Origin of the sequence: Azospirillum picis, assembly GCF_017876115.1 — a bacterium.
GTDB classification, from domain to species: domain Bacteria; phylum Pseudomonadota; class Alphaproteobacteria; order Azospirillales; family Azospirillaceae; genus Azospirillum; species Azospirillum picis.
Genome location: NZ_JAGINO010000005.1, coordinates 322,857 through 343,590 on the forward strand (window position 1 = coordinate 322,857; position 20,734 = coordinate 343,590).

General features: G+C 70.3%; 16 protein-coding genes. 7 read left to right on the forward strand and 9 right to left on the reverse strand.

Annotated features, from left to right (window positions below; all coding sequences use genetic code 11):
* The first annotated feature begins 212 nt into the window (after positions 1-212).
* The 5 genes from ptsP to J2850_RS10280 all read left to right on the forward strand — a co-directional run bounded on the left by ptsP (position 213) and on the right by J2850_RS10280 (position 8,916).
* Positions 213-2,756 carry a phosphoenolpyruvate--protein phosphotransferase gene (ptsP, locus tag J2850_RS10260; protein WP_209981234.1) on the forward strand — a complete coding sequence of 848 codons (2,544 nt, stop codon included), beginning with the start codon at positions 213-215 and terminating at the stop codon, positions 2,754-2,756.
* Positions 2,753-3,718, forward strand: coding sequence for a 1-phosphofructokinase (gene pfkB, locus J2850_RS10265; RefSeq protein WP_209981236.1), 966 nt, complete (start codon positions 2,753-2,755; stop codon positions 3,716-3,718). The genes ptsP and pfkB overlap by 4 nt, the downstream gene beginning before the upstream one ends.
* A 75-nt stretch (positions 3,719-3,793) precedes the next feature.
* Positions 3,794-5,572, forward strand: a complete 1,779-nt coding sequence (locus J2850_RS10270) for a PTS fructose transporter subunit IIC (RefSeq protein WP_209981238.1) — start codon at positions 3,794-3,796, stop codon at positions 5,570-5,572.
* A gap of 700 nt (positions 5,573-6,272) precedes the next feature.
* Positions 6,273-8,168 carry a 2-succinyl-5-enolpyruvyl-6-hydroxy-3-cyclohexene-1-carboxylic-acid synthase gene (menD, locus tag J2850_RS10275; protein WP_307354297.1) on the forward strand — a complete coding sequence of 632 codons (1,896 nt, stop codon included), beginning with the start codon at positions 6,273-6,275 and terminating at the stop codon, positions 8,166-8,168.
* Positions 8,169-8,349: 181 nt separating this feature from the next.
* Positions 8,350-8,916 carry a cupin domain-containing protein gene (locus J2850_RS10280; RefSeq protein ID WP_246512961.1) on the forward strand — a complete coding sequence of 189 codons (567 nt, stop codon included), beginning with the start codon at positions 8,350-8,352 and terminating at the stop codon, positions 8,914-8,916.
* Positions 8,917-9,127: 211 nt separating this feature from the next.
* On the opposite strand, the gene J2850_RS10285 is transcribed toward J2850_RS10280, so the two are convergent.
* The 8 genes from J2850_RS10285 to osmF all read right to left on the reverse strand — a co-directional run bounded on the left by J2850_RS10285 (position 9,128) and on the right by osmF (position 19,225).
* Complete coding sequence (locus J2850_RS10285; RefSeq protein ID WP_209981241.1) at positions 9,128-11,137, reverse strand: methyl-accepting chemotaxis protein; 2,010 nt, start codon at positions 11,135-11,137, stop codon at positions 9,128-9,130.
* Positions 11,138-11,283: 146 nt separating this feature from the next.
* Positions 11,284-12,264, reverse strand: a complete 981-nt coding sequence (locus J2850_RS10290) for a TRAP transporter substrate-binding protein (RefSeq protein ID WP_209981243.1) — start codon at positions 12,262-12,264, stop codon at positions 11,284-11,286.
* Positions 12,265-12,679: 415 nt separating this feature from the next.
* On the reverse strand, positions 12,680-14,815 hold the full coding sequence (locus J2850_RS10295) for a 3-hydroxyacyl-CoA dehydrogenase NAD-binding domain-containing protein (RefSeq protein ID WP_209981245.1): 2,136 nt from the start codon (positions 14,813-14,815) through the stop codon (positions 12,680-12,682).
* A gap of 112 nt (positions 14,816-14,927) precedes the next feature.
* Positions 14,928-15,158 (reverse strand): hypothetical protein, encoded by a 231-nt coding sequence (locus J2850_RS10300; protein WP_209981246.1) that lies wholly within the window; start codon positions 15,156-15,158, stop codon positions 14,928-14,930.
* Between the two features lie 148 nt (positions 15,159-15,306).
* Entirely contained in the window at positions 15,307-16,059 is a 753-nt protein-coding gene (locus tag J2850_RS10305; protein ID WP_281414971.1) for an ABC transporter permease, read from the reverse strand.
* A 5-nt stretch (positions 16,060-16,064) separates the two neighbouring features.
* Positions 16,065-17,033 (reverse strand): ABC transporter ATP-binding protein, encoded by a 969-nt coding sequence (locus J2850_RS10310; protein ID WP_209981248.1) that lies wholly within the window; start codon positions 17,031-17,033, stop codon positions 16,065-16,067.
* Positions 17,030-18,286 carry an ABC transporter permease gene (locus J2850_RS10315; protein WP_307354292.1) on the reverse strand — a complete coding sequence of 419 codons (1,257 nt, stop codon included), beginning with the start codon at positions 18,284-18,286 and terminating at the stop codon, positions 17,030-17,032. Before J2850_RS10315 ends, J2850_RS10310 begins: the two co-directional genes overlap by 4 nt.
* A 9-nt stretch (positions 18,287-18,295) precedes the next feature.
* Positions 18,296-19,225, reverse strand: coding sequence for a glycine betaine ABC transporter substrate-binding protein OsmF (gene osmF, locus J2850_RS10320; protein ID WP_307354290.1), 930 nt, complete (start codon positions 19,223-19,225; stop codon positions 18,296-18,298).
* A gap of 208 nt (positions 19,226-19,433) precedes the next feature.
* Between osmF and J2850_RS10325 the strand changes: the two genes are divergently transcribed.
* On the forward strand, positions 19,434-19,607 hold the full coding sequence (locus tag J2850_RS10325) for a hypothetical protein (protein WP_209981252.1): 174 nt from the start codon (positions 19,434-19,436) through the stop codon (positions 19,605-19,607).
* 15 nt (positions 19,608-19,622) lie between these two features.
* Here J2850_RS10325 and J2850_RS10330 read toward each other — a convergent pair whose 3' ends face one another.
* The gene (locus J2850_RS10330; RefSeq protein ID WP_209981254.1) at positions 19,623-20,183 is read right to left on the reverse strand and encodes a cysteine hydrolase family protein; all 561 of its coding nucleotides are present in this window, start codon (positions 20,181-20,183) and stop codon (positions 19,623-19,625) included.
* Between the two features lie 126 nt (positions 20,184-20,309).
* Between J2850_RS10330 and J2850_RS10335 the strand changes: the two genes are divergently transcribed.
* Entirely contained in the window at positions 20,310-20,732 is a 423-nt protein-coding gene (locus J2850_RS10335) for an Lrp/AsnC family transcriptional regulator (RefSeq protein ID WP_209981257.1), read from the forward strand.
* Positions 20,733-20,734: the final 2 nt, after the last annotated feature.

A 20,734-nucleotide genomic window follows, 5' to 3' on the forward strand; every position in this document is an offset into this window, starting at 1 on the left:
CCGATGCGGAACCCCATCCGGATAGGGGTGAAGAAAACTGAAAACGTTTCCATTGCCTTGGCGAAAACATCCCCCATTTCCGGGCGGCAGGCAAGCGGTAGTTCGATACGAAAGCCTTATGTTGCAACGCAACAGCCGTTGACAGCCGATCTGTAATCGTTTTCAGTTGCCGATAAGAGATCACACAAAAACTCGCGGAGGAGACGGTCGCCATGGCCCCCGATACGCACACCCTCAGCCTGCCGCCGGACCTGGTCCGCCTGGGAGCCCGCCCCGCGAGCAAGGAGGAGGCGATCCGCGAGGCGGCGCAGTTGCTGATCGCCGCCGGCTGCATCGATCCCGCCTATGCCGACAGCATGCTGAAGCGGGAGGCGGTGGCGAACACCTTCCTCGGCCATGGCGTTGCCATCCCGCACGGCATGGTCGACGACCGCGACATGGTCCGCCGCAACGGCATCGCCATCCTCCAGGTCCCGGACGGCGTCCATTGGAACGAGGGCCAGACGGCCAGGCTGGTGGTGGCGATCGCCGCCCAGTCCGACGCCCACATCGCCGTTCTGCGCCGGCTGACCCGGCTGATGCAGGACGAGACGACGCTGTCCGCCCTCTTCACCACCAGCGATCCCGCCGCCCTGCCGGCCGCTTTGGCCGGCGAGGGCGTTGGTCCGGCCCCGGCCCCGGCGGAGGCTGTCGATCTGGCCGAACGCTTCGACTGGGTGGTGGACTACCCGACCGGCCTGCATGCCCGTCCCGCCACCGCCTGGGTGGAGACGGCACGGGCCGCCGCCGGGCGCGTGCGCGTCCGCCATGGCAGCGAGACCGCCGACGCCAAGACGCTGGTGGCGCTGCTCCAGCTCGGCCTGCGCCCCGGCGACCGCATCACCATCTCGGCCGACGGTCCCGACGCCGCGGCGGTGCTGGGCCGGCTGCGCGCCACCATCACCGGGCTCAGCGCGCGCGAGAAGGCGGATGCCGACGCCGCAGCGCGCAAGGCCAGGGTGCCGGTACAGGGCTGGACCCCGCCGGCCGCCGCCGGCCGCCGGATGCCGGTGGTCGCCGGCCTCGGTGCCAGCCCCGGCCTCGCCATCGGCCCGATCCATGTGATGCCGAAGGCCGAACTGGCGGTTCCCGACCAGCCGGTCGCACTGATCGAGGGCGGCAACCGCCTGCACGAGGCGTTGAACCTGACGCGCCAGCAGTTGAAGGCACTCGCCGACGACACCGCCCGCCGCCTCGGCCCATCGGAGGCCGGCATCTTCAACGCCCAGGCCGAGCTGCTGAACGACACCGACCTGATCACCCTAACCTGCCAGTTGATGGTGGAGGGGCATGGCCCCGCCTGGTCGTGGAACGAGGCGGTCGAGCGCGGCGCCGCCACGCTGGCGGCCAATGCGAACCCAGTGCTCGCCGGCCGGGCCGCCGATCTGCGCGACGTCGGCCGGCGGGTGCTGGCCCGCATCGACCCGGACCTGCGCGGCGGCTCGCTGCGCGACCTGCCCGACACCCCCTGCATCCTGGTCGCCGACGACCTGTCGCCGTCCGATACCGCCGCTCTCGACATGGGTCGGGTGATCGGCCTGGCGACGGCGCAGGGCGGCCCGACCTCCCACACCGCCATCCTGGCGCGGACGCTCGGCCTGCCAGCGGTGGTGGCCGGTGGCGGCGCCCTGACCGGCATCGCCGACGGCACCATCGCCATCCTCGACGGCCAGTCCGGCCGCCTCTATCTCGAACCGGGCGAGGCCGACCTCGCCTCGGCGCTCGGCTGGATCGAGGAGCAGCGCGTCAGGAAGGCCCAGCAGGAGGAGCGGCGCGGACTGCCCGCCCGCACCCGCGACGGCCATGCGGTCGAGATCGGCGCCAACGTCAACCGGCCGGACCAGGTGCCGGTCGCCCTGTCGCAGGGGGCGGAAGGCGTCGGCCTGATGCGGACCGAGTTCCTGTTCCTGGAGCGCGGCGACGCCCCGTCGGAGGAGGAACAGTACGAGACCTACCGCGCCATGCTGGCGGCGCTGGACGGCCGCCCGCTGATCGTCCGCACGCTCGACATCGGCGGCGACAAGCAGGTGCCGCACCTGCAGCTCCCGCACGAGGAGAATCCCTTCCTCGGCGTGCGCGGCGCCCGCCTGCTGCTGCGCCATCCCGAACTGCTGGAGCCGCAGCTCCGCGCCCTCTACCGGGCGGCCAGGGACGCGGCCGCGGGAGCCGGGGAAGGCTCGCTGCTGATCATGTTCCCGATGATCACCAGCCTGCGCGAGATCGAGGCGCTGCGCGCCGCCTGCGACCGGATCCGGGCCGAGCTGGCGGCGCCGGCCGTGCCGCTCGGCATCATGGTCGAGGTGCCGGCCGCCGCCATCCAGGCCGACATCCTCGCCCGCCATGTCGACTTCTTCTCGATCGGCACCAACGACCTGACCCAGTATGCGCTGGCGATCGACCGCCAGCATCCCGAGTTGGCGGCGGAGGCCGACAGCCTGCACCCGTCGGTGCTGCGCCTGATCCGGATGACGGTCGAGGGGGCCGCGAAGCACGGCCGCTGGGTCGGCGTCTGCGGCGGCATCGCCGGCGACCCCTTCGGCGCCGCCCTGCTGGCCGGCCTCGGCGTGCGCGAGCTGTCGATGACGCCGCGCGACATCCCGGCGGTCAAGGACCGCCTGCGCGACAGCGACATCGCCGGCCTGCGGGCGCTGGCGCTGAAGGCCGTCGACTGCGAGACCGCCGACGAGGTGCGTGCGCTGGACGGAGGCGCGTCATGAACGCCAGCCCGGTCGTCACCGTCACCCTGAACCCGGCCATCGACCAGACCATCACGGTCGAGGCATTGAAGCCCGGCACCGTCCACCGTGCCGGGGCGGTGCGCCACAACGCCGGCGGCAAGGGCGTCAACGTCGCGAGCTGCCTCGCCGACTGGGGCACGCCGGTGGTCGCCGCCGGCCTGCTCGGGATCGACAACGCGGTGCCGTTCGAGGCGCTGTTCGCCGCCAAGGGCATCAGCGACGCCTTCCTGCGACTGCCGGGCGAGACGCGGGTCAACATCAAGATCGCCGACTTGGCGGCCGCCGACACCACCGACATCAACCTGCCCGGCCTGAGCGCCGATCCCGCTGCCCTGCGCCGCGTCGCCGAGACGCTGCGCGGGTTGGTGGAGGACGGCATGACGGTGCTGCTGGCCGGCAGTCTGCCCGACGGCCTGCCGGTCGACGCCTATGCGACGCTGACCGCCGACCTGACGGCGGTGGGCGCCCGCGTCGTGCTGGACAGCAGCGGCCCGCCGCTGGCGGCGGCGCTGGCGTCCGGCGTGGTGCTTCCCCACTGCATCAAGCCCAACCGCCACGAGCTGGAGGGCTGGGCCGGCCGGCCGTTGCCCACCGATGCCGACCTGCTGGCGGCGGCGCGCGATCTCCATCGCCGCGGCGTCGGGCTGGTGGTGGTGTCGCTGGGGGTGGACGGAGCGCTGTTCGTCACCGGCGACAGCGCCCTGCACGGCCGCCTGCCGCCGGTCAACGCGCTGAGCACGGTGGGGGCGGGGGACGCCATGGTGGCCGGGCTGATCGCCGGCTTCCAGGCCGGCGGCCTCGACCGCGAGGGCGGTCTGGAGACCGTGGCCCGGCTGTCGGTGGCCTTCGCCGCCGCCAAGCTGGGCTGCTTCGGCCCCAACCTGCCGGACGCCGCCGCCGTGCGGTCGCTGGCGGAGCAAGTCGTGCTCACCGCCGCCTGACGCGAAGATCGCCACCAAGGCTGTCCACCAACACTGAAATGACAGGGGCGGGCCCCGGCCCGCCAGGAGGAAACAATGGCGAACCTGTTGGCCGTGATCGCCGCCGGCGATCTCACCACCCAGGCCGTGCTGGCGGCCGAAGCCCTGCGCAAGGCGGCGGCCACGCTCGGCCATCGCATTGACGTGGAGCTGCGCACCAGCCTCGGCACCCAGTCGCCGCTCGACGCCGCGGCGCTGCCGGCGGCGCGGGGCGTCATCCTGGTCGGCGACGGCGACCTCGGCGAGGAGCGCTTCGCCGGCCTGGCGCGCACCACCGCCGGGCTCGACGCCGTGCTGACCAATGCGCGTGCCGTTCTGGAGACCGCGATCGGTGCCGCGCCCGCCGGGACCCGATCGACGCCGGCACCGGCCACCGCCGGGCCGTCCCGGATAGTCGCCATCACCTCCTGCCCGACCGGCATCGCCCACACCTTCATGGCGGCCGAGGGCATCCAGCAGGCGGGAACCGAGCTCGGCCACACGGTCCGCGTCGAGACCCAGGGCTCGGTCGGCGCCCGCGACACCCTGACCGAGGACGAGATCCGCGACGCCGACGTGGTGCTGATCGCCGCCGACACCCAGGTCGACCTGTCGCGCTTCGCCGGCAAGCGCGTCTTCCAGAGCGGCACCAAGCCGGCGATCAACGACGGGAAGGCGCTGGTCCGGCGCGCGCTGGCGGAGGCGAAGCCGCTCGGTGGCGCCGTGCCGCTGGCCGATGCGGTCAGCGCCGGCAAGGCCGAGCGGGCCGCCCAGCGCAGCGGCCCCTACAAGCACCTGATGACCGGCGTGTCCTTCATGCTGCCCTTCGTGGTGACCGGCGGCCTGCTGATCGCCATCGCCTTCGCGCTCGGCGGCATCTATGTCTATGAGGAGTCCAACGCCGGGACGCTCGGCTACGCGCTGTTCCAGATCGGCGCCAAGGCCGCCTTCGCGCTGATGGTGCCGGCGCTGGCCGGCTACATCGCCTTCTCCATCGCCGACCGTCCCGGCATCGCGCCGGGGATGGTCGGCGGCATGCTGGCATCCAGCATCGGCGCCGGTTTCCTCGGCGGCATCGTCGCCGGTTTCATCGCCGGCTACGGCACCGCCTTCCTCAACAGCCACATCAGGCTGCACCGCAACCTCGAAGGGTTGAAGCCGGTGCTGATCCTGCCGCTGCTGGGGTCGCTTCTGACCGGGCTGCTGATGATCTACGTCGTCGGCACGCCGGTGGCCGAGGCGCTGGCCTGGCTCAGCGCCTGGCTGAAGGGCATGCAGGGCAGCAGCGCCATCCTGCTCGGCCTGCTGATCGGCGCCATGATGGCCTTCGACATGGGCGGCCCGGTCAACAAGGCGGCCTACGCCTTCTCCACCGGCCTTATCGCCAGCCAGGTCTACGCGCCGATGGCCGCCGCCATGGCCGCCGGCATGGTGCCGCCGCTCGGGCTCGCGCTGGCGACCAAGCTGTTCGCCGACCGCTTCACCCATGACGAGCGCGAGGCCGGCAACGCCGCTGCCGTGCTCGGCATCGCCTTCATCACCGAGGGGGCCATCCCCTTCGCCGCCCGCGATCCCCTGCGCGTCATCCCCGCGCTGATGGCCGGCGGCGCGATCACCGGCGCCATCTCCATGGCGGTCGGGGCGGAACTGAAGGTGCCGCACGGCGGCATCTTCGTCCTGCCCATCCCGAATGCCGTGACGCATCTGTTGGGCTATGTGGTGGCGCTGGTCGTCGGCACGGTGGTGACGGCGGTCGCCCTGCGCATCCTGAAGAAGCCGGTCGCCGGCCTGGCGGCAGCAAAGCCGGACGCCGCCGGGGCCGGTGCGCACGCCTGAGTGTCGCGCTCCCCGACCGCGTCCAGATCCCGCTCCATCCCTCTCCGGCCTGCCGGGGAGGGATTTTTTCTGCCTTTCCGCACCGGCGTTCGCCGCCTCATCCGTGTGACTGGTCACGACACCGTCAGGAGTGACCATCCGATGCTCGACGAGAAGCCCGGCGCGATGAGGGGGAACATGGCTGCCCGTGAACCCACTCGCCAAGTCGGGCGAGTGGCGGCGCCTGTTCGGGGTGACGGTGCGCGACCATTTCCGCGCCGCGCCGGTGCTCGACCCGCCTTCGCCGTCGAGGTCGTTGAACTGACGGAGTCAGCCAGCAGCTCGCTCGGTTCTGTGGCGATCCGGGGAATGGGGGGCGTCTCCGATGGGCGGGCCAGCCGCGGCGGCATGGCCATTGCGTGAGCGCCGGTGTGCGGCGGGAAACCGCTTAACAAATCAACAGCAACCCAAGGCTGCAAATCCATCTTATTATTCTGCACGCGCCCGTGGAAAGTCGCCTCTGAGTGGGTCTGCACAGGCAAAGACTGTCTCAGGAGGCGGGGCTACCCCGAACTGATTGCCGCACCACGCCCAAACGGGTTGCCGCTTTGGTGGAAATCCGCATAATGAGAACCAACAGTCGAAAGAAATTCTCGGTATTGCTGTCTTGGAGGGCGCCATGTCCCTAAAAGTTGATGAAATTTCTAAAGGAGGTGGTGGCGTGCAGCTTGCCGCAGGGTTGGACGGATCGCCCGTCGACAACACCACGTTCCGCGGGATCGTTTCCGGCGATGCGGAGTTGAATTTCGCCTGGGCCGCCTTCCTGATCGACTCGCTGGTGGCGGCTGGCTGCACCCATGCGGTGATGTGTCCCGGTGCGCAGATGGCGCCGCTGTCGCTGGCCTGCCGCGCCAACCCGGACCTGTCCGTGGCGGTGGTGATCGACGAACGGTCGGCCGGCTTCTTCGCACTGGGACTGGCCAGCGTCACCCAGCGGCCGACCATCCTGATCTGCACCTCCGGCTCGGCGGTCGCCGAGTTCTATCCCTGCGTGATGGAGGCCAGCAACGGCATGGTGCCGCTGATCATCATCACCGCCGACCGCGCCCCGGAGAACCAGGACCGCAGTTCCGCCCAGGCCATCGACCAGATCCGCGCCTTCGGCCAGCATGTGCGGGCCGCCCACAACCTCCCGCTCCCCGACGCCAGCATCGATACGCTGTCGCCGCTGGCGTCGCGCATCTACGAACAATGCCTGTGGCCGACGCCGGGCCCGGTCCACATCAACCAGCCCTTCCGCGATCCGCTGATCGCCACCGGGCGGAAGAAGCGGCCGGTTCCGACGCCGCCGGTCATCACCAACCCGGTGCTCGGCGTGCCGGATGCGGTCGTCGCCGACATCGCGGAGCGGCTGTCCGGCCGCCCCGGCCTGATCCTGTGCGGTGCCAACGAGAACGCCGACGAGCCCGGCTTCGCGGAGGCGGTCTACGACCTGTCGCGGCGGCTGGGCAGCCCGATCATCGCCGACCCCTTCAGCGGCCTGCGCTTCGGGGCTCCGGCGGATGTGGCGGTGATCGCGCGTGCGGATTCCTTCCTGCGCGCCGACCGCTTCATCGAGACGCACAAGCCCGATTGGGTGCTGAATTTCGGCGGTCCGCCGATTTCCAAGCCGGTGCTGACCTATCTGCAGGGCTGCAACTGCACCGATTATATCGGCGTCGATCCGACCACCAAGTGGCAGGACCCGATCCTGCGGCTGACCCGGCTGGTCCGCGCCAGCCCGGAGGTGCTGTGCCGGTCCCTGGTTGCGACCGGGAGGCTGGAGCCGGCGCCCGACCGCTGGATGAAGTCGTTCATGGCCTGCGACAGCTTCATCGACGGCCTGTCGCACACCGCCTTCGACAAGACGCTGTGGGAGGCGCCGATCCTCCGCCGCCTCGTCCAGGCGACGCCGGAAGGGGCGGTCTTCTTCTGCGGAAACTCGATGGCGGTCCGCGACGCCGACAGCTTCTCCGGCCGCACCGCCCGCCGGCTGCGGATGTTCGCCAACCGCGGCGTCAACGGCATCGACGGGTCGATCGGCACCCTGATCGGGGTCGCCGCCGCCCAGCCGTCCGTCAAGACGCTGGCGGTGGTCGGCGACATGGCCTTCCAGCATGATGTCGGCAGCCTGTCGCTGGCCGGCGGCCGCAACATCGTGCTGGTGGTGCTCAACAATGGCGGCGGCGCCATCTTCGACTATCTGGCGACCGCCAAGGTTCCCGAATATCTCGACTTCGTGTCGCCACCCACCATCGACATCGGGCTTGCCGGCCGGGCCGCCGGTTGGGCGCACCACCGTGTCGACGACCTGCCCGGCTTCATCGACGCGCTGGCGGCGGCGATGGCCGCACCAGGACCGCAACTGATCGAGGCGGTCATCGACAGGCCGGAAAGCGTGCGCCAGCACAAGCTGTTCTGGGGGGCTGCCGACGGCATCAATGCCATCCTGCGGCTGCGCGGGCCGGATGGCATGTCGATCACCTTCGCCATGCCGCAGGACCCCGACCAGATCGAAAGCGTGATCACGGCCGACGACCGGTCGTCCGCCGAGTTCGACCCGAGCCTTCGGGACTGAGCGGCGCCTGACCGGCGCCTGATCCACTGCGTCCCGCACCCGACCGTCGGTCGGGTGCGGGACGGAGCTCCACCACCCGCGTCTTCGCAATCCCGTCCGTCAGGACAGGCGGGAAACGGCGGATCCTGTCCGGATACCGCCCCCTGTCCCGGCCGCGGCATAACTCTGAGATGGAGAGGTCATGACTTTGCCCCTGCTCCCCTGCCTGCCGTTCCCCGGCCCGCGCCCGTTCCGCCTTCGCCGGGCCGCGCTCGCGACCGTCCTGCTCGCCGCAGGCGCCCTGATGCCTCCGGCCGCCGCCACCGCCCAGTCCGGCCAACCGGTCCAGGTCGCCCAGAAGGAGATCACCATCCACCAGCCGGCGGTCGATCCGCATTCCGTGCTGGTCGACCCCGACAGCCGGGCGCCGCGGTCCGTGGTCCTGCTCGAAACCTCCGTGCACTCCGACGGCAAGCCGATCGTCTATCCCAAGGGCACGCCGCAGATCCTGGCGCGCGTCACCGAAATCCCGGTCGGTGCCAAGACCGGCGTGCACAGCCACCCGATCCCGCTGGTCACCTATATCCTGAACGGTGTGCTGACGATCCAGAGCACCAGCGGCGAGACGAAGACCTACAAGCCGGGCGACGCCTTCGTCGAGCGGACCGACTGGCACGAAGGCATCAACCAGGGGATCGAGCCGGTCCGGCTGCTTGCCGTCTATGCCGGTGAGGTCGGGGCGCCGCTGTCGATCAAGCCGTCGAACTGACGCCGCCCTCCGGCGATCGTCCGGCGACCGGCCAAAAAGGAGGGGCCGCGGGGATCAACCCCGCGGCCCCATTTCGCGTGCCGGCGGTATCGAAGCCGCCGTTCATGGCAAAACGGCCTCCGGTCGCGTGCAACCGGAGGCCGTCGTCGGTATTGGAACGTGTCGGTTCCGGAAGGGAGCCGCCCGCGCGATCGGCCCGCGGCGGACGGCGTCACGCCGCCCGGATGCGGTCCGTGAAGGAGTTGACCTCGTCCCGCAGCATCTCGGTCTGGCGGGTGAAGGTATCCGAGCTGGTCAGCATCTGCTCGGCCGAGGTGCCGGCGTCGGTCGCCTGTTGCAGCACGTGCGTGATGGTGCTGGCGACCTCGGTGGTGCCGAGCGACGCCTGGCGCAGGTTGTCGCTGATCTCGGTGGTCGCCTCGAACTGGCGCTGCACCGCGCTGGAGATGCTGATCGCGATGCTGTCCATCCGGCCAATGGTCTCGCCGATGCGCCGGATCGCGTTCACCGCGTCCATCGTGCTGGACTGGATCGCGTCGATCTGCACGCCGATCTCGCCGGTCGCGACCGTCGTCTGGTTGGCGAGGGCCTTGACCTCGCTGGCCACGACGGCGAAGCCCTTGCCGAATTCGCCGGCGCGCGCGGCCTCGATGGTGGCGTTCAGCGCCAGCAGGTTGGTCTGCTTGGCGATGTTCTCGATCATGTGGACGACGTCGCCGATCTTGCCGGCGGCTTCGGCCAGGGCGCCGACGACCGTGTTGGTCGAGCGGGCCTCTTCCACCGCACCGCGGGCGATGTCCGTCGACTCCGACGCCTGCGAACTGATGGCGGCGACCGAGCGCGAAAGCTGCTCCACCGCGTCGGACACCATGCGGACGTTGATGCTCGCCTCCTCGGTCGCCGAGGCGCCCTGGGTCGCCAGTTCCACCGTCTGTTCGGCGACCTCGGCCACCAGCTTGGCGTTGGTCTGCACCAGGCCCGATTCGCGAATGACGTTCTGGACCACGCCCATCACGGTTTCCTCGAAGGCGACAGCCAGGCGGTTCATGGTTTCCCGCTTCTCCTGCTCGTTGCGCAGGCGCTCCTCCTCCTGGGCGCTGCGCATGCGCTCCATGCGAAGCGCGTTCTCCTTGAAGACCTGGACCGCCCGCGCCATGTCGCCGACCTCGTCATGGTTTTCCGTCGCCGGGATCTCGATGCCGGTGTCGCCGTCGGCGAGCGCACTCATGGCGGCGGTCATGCTGCGGATCGGCCGGACGATCGAGGTGGCGATCAGCACCGCGAACAGGATGCCGCCGACGACGGCGACGATCGGCGTGACGACGGCCTGCCGCCAACTCGAGTCCAGCGCTGCGATCGCCCGTTCCTGGGTCTGCGACTGCGACTGCGAGAAGGCGTCGACGATGGTGTGCACGCCCTTTTCCAGTTCGGCCAGAATGCCGCGGATCCGTTCCTGGGTTTCGACCAGCGCCTGGCTGCCGGCGACCGCGTTGTCCAGCCCCTTGGCGAAGGTGGCGATCTGCGGGTCGAGCGAGGCGAGGAACCGTTGCAGGCGCTTGTTGGTGATCGCCGCCTTCGCGTCCTGCAGGGCCTCGTTCAGGCGGGTCATCTCACCCTGGGCGGAGCCGGCGTCGTTGGGATCGAAGGTCGAGAAATAGCGCGCGGCGGAGGAGCGGGTGGACTGCAGTCCCTGCTGCAGGCGCAGTGCCGCCTGCAGCGCCGGCGGCTCCCCGCCGTTGAGGGCGCCGTCGACCACCGCCGTGACCGTGGTGTTGAGCTGGGCGGCGACCAGGAAGGCTTGGCCGACGCCGTCCCGACGGCGGCCGACCGCCTCCACCACCGCGTCGAACGCGGTGCGGTAGTCCTTGGCGGCCTTGCGCAGGGCCACCATGCCGTCCTGCTCGGCCGATCCGGCCTCGGCGTCGGTTTCGGCCACCGCGCGGCCGAACGCCTCGACCTCCTTGCGCGCCGTGCCCAGGTCCACTTCGGACTGGGAGGCGATGTAGGTCAGGACCGTGCGGTCCATGCGCTCGCTCAGTTCCACGAGCCTCGCCGTGCTCATCGCCTCCCGGCCGGCGCCGATGACAAGCTCCAACTCGTGGCGGATGGCGCCGACGTTCTGTACGAACTGAACCCCCAGGAAGACGATCAGGGCGATGGTGGCCATGAAGCCGATGAGGATCTTCTGGGAAATCTTGATGCGCGAGGCGAAGTGATACATGCCGCCACCTGTACTGAGTGTCTGCGGGGACGCGGTTCAGCGGATTGCATGCATCGGTTCTTCGATACGGCAATCGGCCATGCGCAACCTGGGGTTTCGGAAGGCGCTCCCCGGCCGTCACGCCGACCGGGGAGTGCCGGGACCATTTACTTGTAGGCCTTGATTTCCTGGATCTTCTCGGCGGTGAACTGCTTCGCCATCTCGGCGTAGAAGGGCTGCAGCGCCTGCTCGAACGCCGCGCGGTCGAACTGGGCGGTCGGGGTGATCGTGATGCCCGACGCCTGCAGCGCCTTCATCCCTTCCTTGTCGCCGTTGCGGACGAAGGTCCGGGACGCCTTGCCGCCGGCCTTGGCCGCCTCGACGAAGGCGGTCTTGACGTCCGGCGGGAGCTCGTCGAACAGCTCCTTGTTGATCAGGATCGCAGCCGGCGCATAGGTGTGGTAGCTGAGCGTGATGTGGCTCTGCACCTCCTGCAGCTTGGAGGAGACGATCGTCGTGACCGGGTTTTCCTCCGCCTCGGCCTGGCCGCTCTTCAGCGCCGGATAGAGCTGGGCGAAGGCGAGGGTGAAGGGCTGGGCACCCAGCGTCTCGAACGCCTGCTTGTAGAGCTCGCTCTCGGCGATGCGGATCTTCATCCCCTTGATGTCGGCGGGCGTCTTGATGGGCCGCAGCGAATTGGTGAGCTGGCGGAAGCCGTTCTCGCCCCATGCCAGCCCGACGACGCCCTGGTCCTTGAAGGTGTCGAGCAGCGAGGCGCCGATGGGGCCGTCGAGGACGGCGTCGGCATGGGCCTCGTCACGGAACAGCAGGGCGATGTCGAGGATGCCGACCTTGGGGTTGAACTTGGACAGCGCCCCTCCGGCCGACGACATCACCATGTCGATGGTGCCGAGCTTCACGCCGTCGAGCATGGCGGGACCGGAGCCGAGCACGCTGGCCGGATGCTCCTCGATCACGTAGCGGCCATTGGTGCGGCGCTGCAGTTCCTCGTTCATCACACGCACGGCTTCGCTGAACTGGGAGCCCTTCGCCAGGACATGCCCGAGCCGAAGCTTTTCCTGGGCCAGGGCGCTTCCCGCCGTCATCAGCATGGCCGCGCACACCACTGCACCCCAAAACGCCCTCATACCAAACCTCCATGCGTGTCTTTGTCCGCCACCCCGTCTGACGGGCGCGACGTTCGATATATGATACCCCTAACGGTAGAAAATGAATTGAGGTTAGTCAAAAAATATCTCACGACGCGCGACCGATTGCGCTTTTGCGGCTTAATCATTGTTTAACAGTGAACGTTCAAAGTGAGCGTCTGGTGAGACTGTTATCAAACGCGAGAAAGTTGCGGTGCTGCGACAAAAAGGACTGTTGCAGCCGCAAGCATCATGGTGCGTGCCGCGAACGCGGATCGACTGCCACGCGCTGCGGGGGGATGGCCCGCCGACTGTGGTGCACTGGGTATGTTCGGCAAAATGGCGCCGCCGGGAAACGTCGGGTTGCAAGCCGGGCGGGGGTAGGCGGAACGCCCCGGCTTTGCGCCCCCGCTGCTCAGCCGGGAATGGATCCGGCTTCCGCCCACCGCAACAGACGCGGTGACGGCTGCCAGCGCGGGCTACCGGTTCGCCGGGCATGGCGCTCCACCGCTGCGGCGATGCGTCTCAGCCCTTCCTGCCCGGCCCAGAACAGCAGGCCACCGCGCCAGGACGGGAAGCCGTAGCCGTGCAGCCAGATGGCGTCGATGTCGACCGGGCGGGCGGCGACCCCCTCATCGAGGATCTTCGCAGCCTCGTTGACCATCACATAGAGGCAGCGCTCCCGCACGTCCTCGTCGGCGACGATGCGCGGCGTGATGCCGCGGCGGCGGCGATCCTCGGCGATCACGCTGTCGACTTCCGGGTCGGGCAGCGGGACACGGCTGCCGGCCTCGTAGCGGTAGACGCCGGCGCCGGTCTTCTGGCCATGGCGGCCGCGCTCGGCCAGCACGTCGAGCCAGTCAGGCGCCTCTGCCTCCGGATCCCCGGCCTTGCGCCGCTCCTGCCGGATCCGCCAGCCGACGTCGAGTCCGGCGAGGTCGGTCATCGCGAAATGGCCGAGCGGGAAACCGAACTCCGTCAGGACGCGGTCGACCTGCTGCGGGCTGGCGCCTTCCCCGACCAGCGCCATCGCCTCGCATCCGCGCTGGTGCAGGATGCGGTTGCCGACGAAACCATGGCAGTTGCCGACCGCCACCCCGACCTTGCCGATCTTGCGTGCCAGCGCCATGGCAGTGGCGAGCACCGTGTCGGACGTCCCGGCGCCGCGCACCACCTCCAGCAGGCGCATGACCTGTGCCGGGCTGAAGAAGTGCAGGCCCAGAACGTCGTCAGGCCGCGTGGTCGCCTGGGCGATCGCGTCGATGTCCAGCGTCGAGGTGTTCGTGGCGAGGATCGCCCCCGGCTTGCAGATGGCATCCAGGCTGCGGAAGACGGCGCGCTTGACATCCATGCTTTCGAAAGCCGCCTCGACCACGAGGTCGGCGCCGGCGACATCGTCCAGGGACGGCGTCGGCCTGATCAGCGCCATACGGCCTTCCACCTGCTCCATGGTCAGGCGGCCCTTGCGGGCGGTCGTCTCGTAGTTTCTCCGGATGGTCGCCGTCGCACGCGCGAGGGCATCGGTGCTGCTGTCCTGCAGCAGCACCGGCAGGCCGGCGTTCGCGAAGCACATGGCGATGCCGGTACCCATCGTACCGGCGCCGACCACCGCTGTCCGGCCGATGGTGCGCAAGGGTGCTTCGGTGGGCAGTCCGGGAACCTTGGCCACCTCGCGCTCGGCGAAGAAGGCATGGATCAGCCCGGCGCGCTGGGGCGAGGCCATGCACTCCAGGAACAGCGCCCGCTCGCGCGCCGTGCCGTCCGCGAAGGGAAGGGTGACGGCGGCCTCGACCGCATCCACGATGCGGTGCGGCGAGAACAGGTGCGGCGTCTTCGCCGCCAGTTCCGCCCGGCGCCGGGCGAACAGGGCGGGATCGGTGCCGGTGATCCGCCCGCTGCGGGCACTGACCGGGACGAGCACGTCCCTGCCGGCAAGCCGGCGTCGGTCGAGCAGCCGTTCTGCCGCGCGCAACCCCGCCTCCAGCGGCGTGTCCGCATCCTCGACCGCGTCGACGAGGCCGATGGCCAGTGCCTCCTCCGCGCCGACCGGATCGCCGGACAGGATCATGTCCAGCGCCTTTTCCGGTCCGACCAGCCGAGGCAGGCGCTGGGTGCCGCCGGCTCCCGGCAGCAGTCCCAGCTTCACTTCCGGCAGGCCGAGCCTGGCGCCCGGCAGCGCGACGCGGAAATGGCAGGCCAGCGCGATTTCCAGCCCGCCGCCCAGTGCCGTGCCGTGGATGGCCGCGGTCACGGGCTTGCCGGCGGCATCGAGCCACGCCACCACCTCCGGCAGGGTCGGCGGGGCCGGCGCCTTGCCGAATTCGCGGATGTCGGCGCCCGCCATGAAGGTGCGTCCGGCGCAGACCAGGAGCAGCGCCTCCGCGGCCAGGTCGGCCAGTCCCTCATCCAGTGCCGCCACCAGGCCGCCGCGCACGCCCTGGCTGACCGCGTTCACCGGCGGATGGTCGACCGTGATGACGCCGATGCGGCCATGGCGCTCATAAGTTACCGGCAGCCCGCCGGCTGCATCGGTCGGGGCGGGCGATGCCATCGTCACTCTCCGAACATCCGGACTTCCGGGCGCCATGGCCCGGCGGCGGTCAGTCTAGCAGGCGGTCCGCCCGAGGCAAGACGCCGGGATGGCGTTGCCGCCGGCGGAACAGCTATTCCGCCACCCGCAGATCGGTCTTGCGGTGGTGCGTCTGGGACCGCCGCCCCATGGTGATGTTCTTGGGCGCCCGGACGTCCGGGTTGCGCCAGGTCCAGCACTCGCCAGTGTCGTCCTGGAAGCAGACCCAGCACAGATGATGCTCCGGCCCGTAGTCGATCAGGAAATGGGCGAGTGCCGGTCCCTTGGGCGTTTCCAGGGGCAGCGGCGGATTCAGTTGCATCATGGCGGGGCCTCGGCTGTGGGGGCGGCACCGGTCGGTGTGCCTGCCTGTGGAACGGCCGGGACCCGGTGCCGTTCAGCGGTCGCGTGGAGGTGATCCGATTGCGTCATGCCGACTGCGCCATTTGCGAGCAGCCGGCGGGGCCGGCTTCTCAGGCATTCGACCAGCGGGTCAGCCACCCCGCCAGACGGTCGAAACCGGCATCGATCACCACAGCCAGCGCGGCGACGATCAGCGCCCCCTGGATGACGTAGGCCTGGTTCGACCCGTTCAGGCCGACGATGATCGGCAGGCCCAGCGTCTTGGCGCCGACGGTCGAGGCGATGGCGGCGGTGCCGACATTGATGATGACGGCGGTGCGGACCCCCGCCAGGATCACCGGCGCGGCAAGCGGCAGTTCCACCCGGAACAGCACCTCCGCCGGCCCCATGCCGAGACCTCGGGCGGCGTCCAGCACGGCCGGCGCCACGCCTTCCAGCCCGGCGACCGTATTCTCGACCACCGGCAGCAGGGCGTAGAGGGTCAGCGCGATCAGCGCCGGTTCGGGGCCGAAGCCGATCACCGGCACCGCCAGCGCCAGTACCGCCACCGGCGGGAAGGTCTGCCCCATGGTGGCGACCGTTTCCAGCAGGCCGCGGAATTCCCGCCCCCAGGGGCGGGTGACGGCGATGCCGGCACCGGTCCCGATCAGGATGGCGGCAAGGCTGGAGCCCCCCACCAGCGCCATGTGGTCCAGGGTGAGCCGGACGAAGCTGTCGGCCTCGTAGAGCGGCCGGTCCAATCCGGGATAGAGTGCGGCGAACAGCGGCTTCAGCGACGGCATGCCCAGCACCAGCGCCACCAGCGCCACCATGCCCAACATCAGCCGGTCGGTCAGCCAGTCCCGCGGGGACATCCCGGCCATGCCGGTCATGCCCGCCCGCCCGCCTGGCCACCCGCCGCATCGTCCGGCATCGACCGCACGAGGTCGGAAAGGTGGAGCACGCCGGCCGGGCGGCCGTCGCCGTCCACGACCGGAAGCCGCTCCGTGCCGCGGGCCACCATTTCCGACAGGGCGCGGTGCAGCGGAGTTTCGACCGGCAGGGCGATGCCGCCGAGCCTCTCCTGCCGGCGCGCGCGGTCGCCGGCTGTCTCCACCGCCAGCCGCTTCAACCCCCACTCCTCGCGCCCGACGAGGTCACGCACCAGTGGGCTGGCCGGCCGGGTCAGAATCTCCAGCGGGGTGGCGCACTGGATCATCCGGCCATGGTCCATCACCGCGATGCGGTCGGCGAGCCGCAGCGCCTCGTCCATGTCGTGGGTCACGAAGACCACGGTGGTGCCGGTGCGGTGGCGGATCGCCGACAGCTCCGACTGGAGGCTGGCGCGGGTGATGGGGTCGAGCGCGCTGAACGGCTCGTCCATCAGCAGGATGCGCGGCTCCGCCGCCAGGGCGCGGGCGACGCCGACGCGCTGCTGCTGCCCACCGGAGAGCTGATGCGGATAGGCGCCGCGGTAACGCCGGGGGTCGAGGTTCAACATCTCAAGCAGCTCGGTCACGCGGTCACGGATGCGGGGCTTCGGCCAGCCGAGCAGCGCCGGAACGGTGGCGATGTTGCGCTCCACCGTCCAGTGCGGGAAAAGCCCGACGGACTGGATGACGTACCCCATGCGCCGGCGCAGCTCCTCCGGCTTCAGGCTGACGATGTCCTCGCCGTCGATGCGGATGGCGCCCCCGTCGGCGGGGATCAGCCGGTTGATCATCCGCAGTACCGTCGACTTGCCGGACCCGGACGGACCGATCAGGACGCGGAACTCCCCCTCGTCGACGGTGAAGGACACGGTGTCGACCGCAGTCCAGGAGCCGAAGCGCTTGCTGACGCGCTCGAACTGGATCATTGGGCACTCCTTGCCTGGACGTCGCCTGGCTGGTTGGGGGGCTGGCTTGGTGGCTGGTTCGGGGCGTGGTGGGCTGTCCGGCCGCCGGCCCCGCGGGCTGCGGCCGCGATGCCGATGGACAACAGGGCGTCGGCGGCGACGGCGAGCAGGATGACGGGAACGGCGCCGAGCAGCACGAGGTCCAGGGCGTTGGCGAAAAGGCCCTGGAACATGATGGCGCCGAGGCCGCCGGCACCGATCAGCGCCGCCACCGCCGCCAGTCCCACCGCCTGGACCAGGGTGACGCGCAGGCCCGACAGGAAGACCGGCAGGGCGAGCGGCAGGTCGACGCGCAGGAAGATCTGGCCCGGCGTGAGGCCCATGCCGCGCGCCGCCTCGCGCACCCCGGCGGGGACGCCCTCCAGCCCGACCGCGGTGTTGCGGACGATCGGCAGCAGCGAATAGAGCGTCAGCGCGATCACCGCGGGCAGCGGCCCCACCCCGCTGATCCCCGCTCCCGGCAGCAGGGCGCCCAGGGCGGCCAGCGGCGCCATCAGCAGGCCGAAGAGCGCGATGGAGGGGACCGTCTGCACCACGTTCAGCACCGGGAACACCGCCCGCCCGATCGCCGCCCTCCGGTGGGCCGCCACTCCCAGCGGCACGCCGACCAGCAGCGTCGGCACCAGCGCCGCCGCCACCAGCAGGACATGGCGCAGCACGGCGTCGGCGAACACGTCGCGACGGTTGGCGTATTCCTTGAGAAGCGAGAGATGGTCGAGATGCCCGGAGGCGAGCAGCGCCGCCACCAGCGCTGCGACCGACCCGCCGACCGCCAGGCGTCCGGCGGTCCCCAGCCCCATCCGCCGGGCGCCGTCGACCGCGGCCAGCAGCCCGGCCGCCGCCATCACCCAGAAGCCCGAGGCGAAGGAGGTGCGGGCGGCGGGCGACGCGCCGGCCGCCAGCCGCGCCGCCTGCTCGCCGGCCAGCCAGACAAGGGCCGCCGCGAGCAGCGCGCCCGCGACGACGGTCAGCCCCAGTGCGGCGCGCGTCGGCCGCAGGAAGGGGGTGCCCAGCAGGACGAGGCCCGGCAGCAGGGCGCCGATGTCCGCGACCGTCTGCACCGCGGCCCACAGCGGCACCGGCCGGCCGGAAAGCAGGCGGTTGGGCGCGAAGCCGAGGAAGGGCAGGAGGGCGCCCGCCACCGCCGCCACCGCCATCAGCAGGGCGACGCGGTTGTGGACGACGGTGCCGGAAAGGCCGCGATGCAGGGTCACGTCATCGGCTTACTTCAGGAAGCCCTTGGATTTCAGGTACTCGGCGGCGACCTGCTTCTGGTCCTGGCCGTCGACCGAGATCTTGGCGTTCAGCGACCGCAGCGTCTGGGCGTCGAGCGAGGCGAAGACGGGCGTCAGGAGGTCCCGGATCTTCGGGTTCGCCTCCAGCACCGGCGCGCGCACGGTCGGTGCCGGCTCGTAGACCATCTGCGCGCCCTTGGTGTCCTGCATCACCACGAGGTCCAGGGCGGCGATTGCGCCGTCGGTCCCATAGACCATCGCCGTGTTGACGTCGGAGGTTCCCTCCGCCGCCGCGCGGATCGTGGCGGCGGTGTCGCCGCCGGCCAGCACCAGCAGTTGGTCCGGGCGCATGGCGAAGCCGTAGGTCTGCTGGAAGGACGGCAGGGCCGCCGGGCTCTCGACGAACTCGGCGGAGGCGGCGATCTTCGCCTTGCCGCCGCCGGACACCCACTTTGCGAAATCCTCCATCGTCTTCAGCTTGTTGGCGTCGGCGACGTCGCGGCGCACGGCGAGCGCCCAGGTGTTGTTTGCCGGCGCCGGCTTCAGCCAGACGATGTTGTTCTTCTCCTTGTCGAGCGTGCTGACCTTCTCGTAGCCGGCTCCGGCGTTCTTCCAGGCCGGGTCGCTGTCCAGGTTGAGGAAGAAGGCGCCGTTGCCGGTGTATTCGGGGTAGAGGTCGATCTCGCCCGACAGCAGGGCGCCGCGCACGATCTTGGTCGGGCCGAGCTGGACCTTGTTCTCGGTGCGGATGCCGCCGGCTTCCAGCACCTGCAGGATCATGGTGCCGAGCAGGCCGCTTTCGGCGTCGAGCTTGGAGCCGACCCGCACCGTGTCCGCCGCCTGTGCCGACCCGGCGAGAAGGCTGAGCGCCAGCGCCGCGCCCATCATGGCACGGCCCGTGTTGAACAGTTTGAACACCCCTGATCCTCCCCCGAAGCACGTCACGGCCGGCGGTTTGGCGGCCAAGCTTGTGGAAGAGCATGGGGCGGCCATCGGTCCGCGGCAAGCCGAGCTTTCCGATAGTCCGGTCTGGCCTATGCTCTTGCGCCTATGGCGCCGGCGTCCGGCAGGAACCACGGAGGCGACGGGCCTGTTTACCGTGCAACGGCAGTCACAGGAGGACGCGATGTCCCAGGGCGACAAATCGAAATACACCGACAAGCAGAAGCGTCAGGCCGAGCACATCGAGGAAAGCTACGAGAAGCGCGGCCTGTCCGAGCCGGAGGCCGAACGCCGCGCCTGGGCCACCGTCAACAAGCAGGACGGCGGCGGCAAGAAGGGCGGCTCCGGCCACGACTGACCGGCGCCGGTGCCGTCACAGCCGCCCGAGGATGCCGGCGGTGGTGGCGACCTCGCAGAACTCGAAACCCAGCGTGGCGACGTGGACGGCCTGGACCTGTTCGGCGGGGATCGTCCCGCCCCGGCCATCCGGCAGCTCGAAGCAGTCGCAGGCATCGGCCGCCAGCGTGATCTTCCATCCCATGTTGGCGCCGGTGCGGACGGTGGTCGAGACACACATGTCGGTCGAGATGCCGAACACCACCAGCCGCTCGACGCCGAGCCGGCGCAGGCGGAGGTCGAGGTCGGTGCCGATGAAGGCGGCGTTGACGCTCTTGCTCACCACCCCCTCGCCGCCGCATGGCTCGAAGCCGTCACGGAAGCGGTTGCCGTCCTGGCCGGGGCGCAGGCTGGAGTCCGGCTCGGCCGAATCGTGACGCACATGGAGGATCGGCCGGCCGCTGCGCCGCCACCCCTCCAGAAGCCGCAGCCCGTTGCGGTCGGCCTCTCGGTTCCAGCGGCGCGGCCATGACGGCCCGTCGAAGGCGCGCTGCATGTCGACGGCGAGCAGAAGGGTCGCCGGAGGGAACTGGATCATTGGATGCTCCGCTCAAATCGTCCATGGTCCTTCTCGCCCGGACGGGAGCCGGTTGCACCCCGGCATGATGCCGGTGCGGCCGGCGGATCGCCGGTGGCAGGCGGAGGTGCGGGATGGGCGATCGGGATGGACGATAAGGACAGGCTGCTGGTGGCGGCCCTGCGCAAGGATGGCCGCCGCACGCTGGTGGCGCTGGCCCGGGACCTCGGGCTGTCGCGCAGCGCGACCCAGGAGCGGCTCGACCGGCTGCTGCGGACGGGGGTGATCCGCGGCTTCACCACGGTCGAGGAGGATCGGCGGCGCGGTGGCGCCTGCGCGCACTTCCTCTTGCGCCACCGGCCGGGCCGGACCTGCGCCCAACTCGTCCCCAAGCTGCACCGCGTTCCGGGAATCGTCTCGCTCCACTCCGTCGCCGGCGCCATCGACATGGTCATCCAGGCGGAGGGCACCGACACCGCCGCCATCGAGGCCATCCGCGCCGCCATCGTCGAGCTGCCGGAGGTGGCGGAGGTGACCACTCTGATGGTGCTGGAGCGTTTCCTCGACTGAAG

Coding starts and splice junctions, on each gene's coding strand:
- J2850_RS10325 (WP_209981252.1), top strand. CDS start 19,434: ATGTCCCAGGGCGACAAATCGAAATACACCGACAAGCAGAAGCGTCAG.
- pfkB (WP_209981236.1), top strand. CDS start 2,753: ATGAACGCCAGCCCGGTCGTCACCGTCACCCTGAACCCGGCCATCGAC.
- J2850_RS10285 (WP_209981241.1), bottom strand. CDS start 11,137: ATGTATCACTTCGCCTCGCGCATCAAGATTTCCCAGAAGATCCTCATC.
- J2850_RS10305 (WP_281414971.1), bottom strand. CDS start 16,059: ATGGCCGGGATGTCCCCGCGGGACTGGCTGACCGACCGGCTGATGTTG.
- J2850_RS10270 (WP_209981238.1), top strand. CDS start 3,794: ATGGCGAACCTGTTGGCCGTGATCGCCGCCGGCGATCTCACCACCCAG.
- J2850_RS10330 (WP_209981254.1), bottom strand. CDS start 20,183: ATGATCCAGTTCCCTCCGGCGACCCTTCTGCTCGCCGTCGACATGCAG.
- J2850_RS10290 (WP_209981243.1), bottom strand. CDS start 12,264: ATGAGGGCGTTTTGGGGTGCAGTGGTGTGCGCGGCCATGCTGATGACG.
- J2850_RS10300 (WP_209981246.1), bottom strand. CDS start 15,158: ATGATGCAACTGAATCCGCCGCTGCCCCTGGAAACGCCCAAGGGACCG.
- J2850_RS10335 (WP_209981257.1), top strand. CDS start 20,310: ATGGACGATAAGGACAGGCTGCTGGTGGCGGCCCTGCGCAAGGATGGC.
- J2850_RS10295 (WP_209981245.1), bottom strand. CDS start 14,815: ATGGCATCGCCCGCCCCGACCGATGCAGCCGGCGGGCTGCCGGTAACT.
- J2850_RS10310 (WP_209981248.1), bottom strand. CDS start 17,033: ATGATCCAGTTCGAGCGCGTCAGCAAGCGCTTCGGCTCCTGGACTGCG.
- J2850_RS10280 (WP_246512961.1), top strand. CDS start 8,350: ATGACTTTGCCCCTGCTCCCCTGCCTGCCGTTCCCCGGCCCGCGCCCG.
- ptsP (WP_209981234.1), top strand. CDS start 213: ATGGCCCCCGATACGCACACCCTCAGCCTGCCGCCGGACCTGGTCCGC.